The sequence below is a fragment of the Micromonospora sp. ATA51 genome, from assembly GCF_016802855.1.
Lineage (GTDB): Bacteria > Actinomycetota > Actinomycetes > Mycobacteriales > Micromonosporaceae > Micromonospora > Micromonospora sicca.
Map to the genome: position 1 here is coordinate 1 of NZ_JAEVHJ010000439.1, position 4345 is coordinate 4345.

The following is a 4345-nucleotide window of genomic DNA, read 5'->3' on the forward strand; positions in this document are numbered from 1 at the left end:
CCGGCTCCAGGATGGCCGGGGCTCCGTCGGCGGGTCGCCGTCCGTGGGTGGTTGCGCAGAGCCATCCCGCCTGCCATCGACCCGGGCGAGCCGAGCAGACCGCCGCCCGACCCGCCAGCGTCCGAACGGGCGTCAAGGTCCGCTTGACGTGGCGGGTCGGGCGGCGGCCCGCTCTCCAGACGGGCGGGTCGACGGCGATGGGATGGCAACAGCGCGCAGTGTCCGGGCGTGCCCGATGCGTGCCCGTCACAGAGGTCAAGACCCCGGGCGACGACCTAACGGTCACCTTCGGCGCAACAACACAAGGCCAACGGCGAGAGCCGACAAGCCGACAAACGTGGCATAGAACAGGGTGGTGAGCCAGAAGCCGAGCCGTTCATCCAGGTGGAGCATCCAGCGGGCGAAGCCTCCGACGAGCCCTGCTGTAAGAGTTCCTAACAGAAGTGATCTACGCCTCTTCCGTCCTTTGCGGACAGTGATTTACGATGTCTGGCCGTGAGGCGTGGTGAGCAGCCGCCGTGGATCGTGCCGGACGGGTTGTGGCAGCGCATCGAGCCGTTGCTGCCCAAGCCTGTGCTCCGCGATCCCGGGCGTCCGGGACGGAAACGGATCCCGGATCGGCAGGTGTTGTCCGGGATCCTGTTCGTGCTGCACACCGGCATCCAGTGGGAGTTCCTGCCCCAGGAGCTCGGGTTCGGGTCCGGGATGACCTGCTGGCGGCGGCTCGAGGAGTGGAACCGGGCCGGGGTATGGCAGCAGCTGCACGAACTACTGCTCGCCGAGCTGCAGGCCGCGGGAAAGCTGGACTGGTCCCGGGCGGTCATCGACTCCTCCCACGTCCGTGCCGCCAGACGCGGCCCAAAAGCGGACCGAGCCCGGTCGACCGCGCCCGAGCGGGCTCGAAGCACCACGTCCTGACCGAGGGCGCTGGCATCCCCCTGTGCGCGTCGCTGACCGGCGGCAACCGCCACGACGTCACCCAACTGCTGCCGCTGATCGACAAGGTCCCACCGGTCCGCGGCCGGCGAGGCCGCCCCGCCGGCGCCCCGACGAACTGTTCGCCGACCGGGCCTACGACCACGACAGGTACCGCAAAGCGGTACGGGCCAAGGGCATCCGCCCGCGGATCGCCCGCCGCGGCACACCACACGGCTCCGGGCTGGGCGTCTACCGGTGGGTGATCGAGCGAACGATCGCCTGGTACCACGGCATGAAGCGACTCCGCATCCGGTGGGAACGCCGCGACGACATCCACGAAGCCTTCCTCAGCCTCGCGACCTGCATCATCACGTACCGACACGTCGTACGACTTTGTTAGGACCTCTAAAGGCCGCCACGCCCACAAGAAGCCTGTCCCCGGTGGAAAGGCGCGTCTGCCCTGGATTCGTCGACCCCATGTCAGCCTCATCTGCGCGTTGAAAGGAACTCCGTGGCGACTGTAGAACACGCCCACAACCTTGAGCCTCAAGGTCAGGAGGCGGCCCGGCGGTGGGGCACACAGGGGGCACAAGACACCGTCAAATGTTGTCGACGATTGACCAGCGACGGCAAGCTCGGAGGCCGTGTGAGCATCGGTCGAGCACCATTCCCGCTGGTGGGCCGATCGCGGCTCGGAGTTCCGCTTCAACGTCTGACCCTCGGGCTGGGTGACCAACTGGGTGACGACCGGGGCGACTGACGCCGGACGCCCACGGACGATGGTGGACTGTTCCGGCAGCTCGCCCCGGCTACTCGCCCAGCTCATCGACGGCTGATCATTCTTTCGGGACGGACGAGTCAGGCACCGGTCTGCTGTTCCAGTTGCCGACGAGCATCCCGCCACAGGTGCTCGAACTCCCTGGGGGACAGGCTTTCCAAGGCAGGTTCCAACGCGGAGCCGGGTGGAGGAAACGGGGCCTCCGGCACAACCCCGTACCGGCGTTCGTACTCGGCTACCGCGCCCACGGTCCCTGAGTCACGAGCGATGAGCACCTCTGCAAGCGACGCCGCCGCCAAGAAGACCCCGCCCGATCCACGCAGCTCAACGTGACGCAGCGCCCACCGATCGGCGTCCAGCTCGTCGTAGCTCCAACGGTCGTCATCCGGCCAGTACCAACGGACGTAGGTGAGCATGTGGCCATTGTCGCCCGAAGCCTGTGGCAGCTTCGCCGACGGGCTGGGGCACACAGGGGGCACAAGACAGCGTGAAATGACGTCAAGGAGCGACCAACGACGTGAGCCCCAGGACGATCCTGGCCAGCGCTGTAGGCACGTCTTAGCAGGTCATGGGCAGGCCACTCTTCCGCTTCAACGTATGACCATCGGGCCGGGAGACCGGGGGATGGTCGGCAGTCGGTAGGCGTGCTTCCATGACTGCATGACCAAGACCGGCGTGCGGCCGACTTCCAAGCAGGTTGCTCAGTTGGGTGCGTGGTTCCTGGTCTTCGGCTTGGGTGTCCTCATGATCGAGGTTTGGGTGGGCGACCATCCGTTCAGAGGGAGCCGGCGTCATGGGGCCTCGGGGAGACCTTCTCTGTGATGGGGGGCGCGTTCCTCTGCTGGGCCGCGCTGCGTCATCGACAGCAGCGGTGACAGCAACCGGCCCGGATGAAGACGACCAAGGCCGGCGTCGCACGGACGGTCGGCCGAGGCGGGAGACGGTCCGGGACGCCGCCGGACGACGCGCCTAGAACTTACAAACGAGGGGTCACCGGGTCGCGGGAGGCGCTTGTGCCAGGTCGACGAGGACAATGTCTAGGCAGCGCTCGGATTACATAAAGCGCCACATGAGGAGGCCGGCCGTGGTCAAGGTGCTGCAGTCGCGTATCGATTGGAACCTTCGGTGATTCCGGTCCGCGCTCGTCGAGCTGCGCGACCTGCTACGCCGGCATTACAACGAGCACTGGGCACAGTGGGCGGATCGAGCGCTTACCCGCTTGGATGCTCGGGATGCGGCTGGCCTCGATTACTGGCTGGACGCATACGGCGGCATGGGAAGCATCAACGATCTGTCGATCAACTGGAGCGGGTCGCTGTCGCCGGATCGAGGGCGAGCCGTCTACGAGCGGATCGAGGAACTCCGAGGGCTGTGTTACAGCCTGGCGGCTCAGCTCAAGGTCGACATTCAGAAGTCTCGGCAGCAATGACCATTCGAGCGTGCCCGATCCATGCACGATCCAACGGTCAACACCGGCCAACAGCGGCACATAGACAGCCTCAACCTGAACGCTCCGTGCTCATCCAGCCAGGCCATACGGCTACCCACCGTGTAGATCAATCCGATTCCCAAGCTGATGCTAGGCACCTTCCAAACTGACCGTGCGAGGATGAGTGACCATGAGCCCCAACACTTGGAGCTTGCTCGACGGCAGAGTGGAGCGAGCAAAGCGCTCATGGCCAAAGATCAAGTCGGTACTGCCTGTGGGTGAACGAGTCCGGGCGCGGGTCCTCGCGGCGATGCCGTTCGGCGTCTTCGTCGAGATCGAGGCTCAGCCGGATGCGCTGGGCCTGGTGGAGATAACCACGCTCCCGCGCGGCAGCGAGCTTCCAGCTGTTGGCGTCTACCTCGATGCGGTCGTGGTCAGCCATGCCTCTCACAACTGGCAGGTGAGACTACGGCCAGCCGAAGTCGAAGCCGGCGGCTGAGTGACTAACCGGGTGACGATCGGGGTGTACCGGGCTGGACATCTGTGGACGACAACGGACACCAGCGCCAGGGTCTGGCCCAGGTCGGCGCAGGTAGAGACACCCTGATCGTTGCCTGGGGGTCAAGGAGTCGGGGCACTTGATCAACGCCATGCGACCTCGTCGACCTCAAATCCCGTGCCCGCAGCGTGCCCGATGCAGCGGTCAGCATGGGGCAGCGAGGGACGCCCGGCCGCCGGAGGTTGACAGGCGAGAAGATCTTCACGTTTCGCGTTCGCATCGGTACTCTTCGCAACCATGGCATCTCGCGGCGAGTCGAAGCTTTGGCAGTACTGGGGTTATGGCGTCCTAGCTGTGCTCCTGTTGTCCCTCGGTAGCAACGCGTTCGGTCCCGGCATCTACGCGGTCCTCGTCGGCCTTCTGCTCGTCTTCGTCCTCTTCCAAGCTCCGGTCTACTGCGGGGCGATCAACCGGAAGCGCGGTGGCGGCGTTGAGTTCTGCCGCAACAACTCGGCTGGCCTGATTCTCGGCTGCCACCTTCGACAGCACAAATGGCAAAAATTCGGACGTGACTGGTGGTCTCTAGGCTGGCGTCAGAAGTCCAAAGGCATCTGGACCGGAGGTACGTATTCAGCCTGAGGTGAGTCGCTGATCGGGGCCTGCTGTCCACTGTGGCTTGGCTGACTGGCATGATCTTGGTGTGCAGCCCGGGTCGCAGCTT

Annotated in this window: 4 protein-coding genes and 1 pseudogene; 3 read left to right on the forward strand and 2 right to left on the reverse strand. The window is 65.4% G+C overall.

Annotated elements, in window-relative coordinates; translation table 11 throughout:
- Positions 1-522: 522 nt before the first annotated feature.
- Positions 523-1318, forward strand: a pseudogene (locus JNW87_RS35365) (IS5 family transposase).
- A gap of 458 nt (positions 1319-1776) precedes the next feature.
- Here JNW87_RS35365 and JNW87_RS35370 read toward each other — a convergent pair.
- Positions 1777-2112, reverse strand: coding sequence for a hypothetical protein (locus tag JNW87_RS35370; protein ID WP_109799914.1), 336 nt, complete (start codon positions 2110-2112; stop codon positions 1777-1779).
- Between the two features lie 743 nt (positions 2113-2855).
- On the opposite strand from JNW87_RS35370, the gene JNW87_RS35375 reads away from it, so the two are divergent.
- Both JNW87_RS35375 and JNW87_RS35380 read left to right on the forward strand, forming a co-directional pair.
- Positions 2856-3125 carry a hypothetical protein gene (locus tag JNW87_RS35375; RefSeq protein ID WP_375373587.1) on the forward strand — a complete coding sequence of 90 codons (270 nt, stop codon included), beginning with the start codon at positions 2856-2858 and terminating at the stop codon, positions 3123-3125.
- Between the two features lie 190 nt (positions 3126-3315).
- Positions 3316-3624 carry a hypothetical protein gene (locus JNW87_RS35380; RefSeq protein ID WP_236647285.1) on the forward strand — a complete coding sequence of 103 codons (309 nt, stop codon included), beginning with the start codon at positions 3316-3318 and terminating at the stop codon, positions 3622-3624.
- Between the two features lie 348 nt (positions 3625-3972).
- On the opposite strand, the gene JNW87_RS35385 is transcribed toward JNW87_RS35380, so the two are convergent.
- The gene (locus JNW87_RS35385; RefSeq protein ID WP_161557754.1) at positions 3973-4161 is read right to left on the reverse strand and encodes a hypothetical protein; all 189 of its coding nucleotides are present in this window, start codon (positions 4159-4161) and stop codon (positions 3973-3975) included.
- Positions 4162-4345: the final 184 nt, after the last annotated feature.

Coding starts and splice junctions, on each gene's coding strand:
- JNW87_RS35370 (WP_109799914.1), bottom strand. CDS start 2,112: ATGCTCACCTACGTCCGTTGGTACTGGCCGGATGACGACCGTTGGAGC.
- JNW87_RS35380 (WP_236647285.1), top strand. CDS start 3,316: ATGAGCCCCAACACTTGGAGCTTGCTCGACGGCAGAGTGGAGCGAGCA.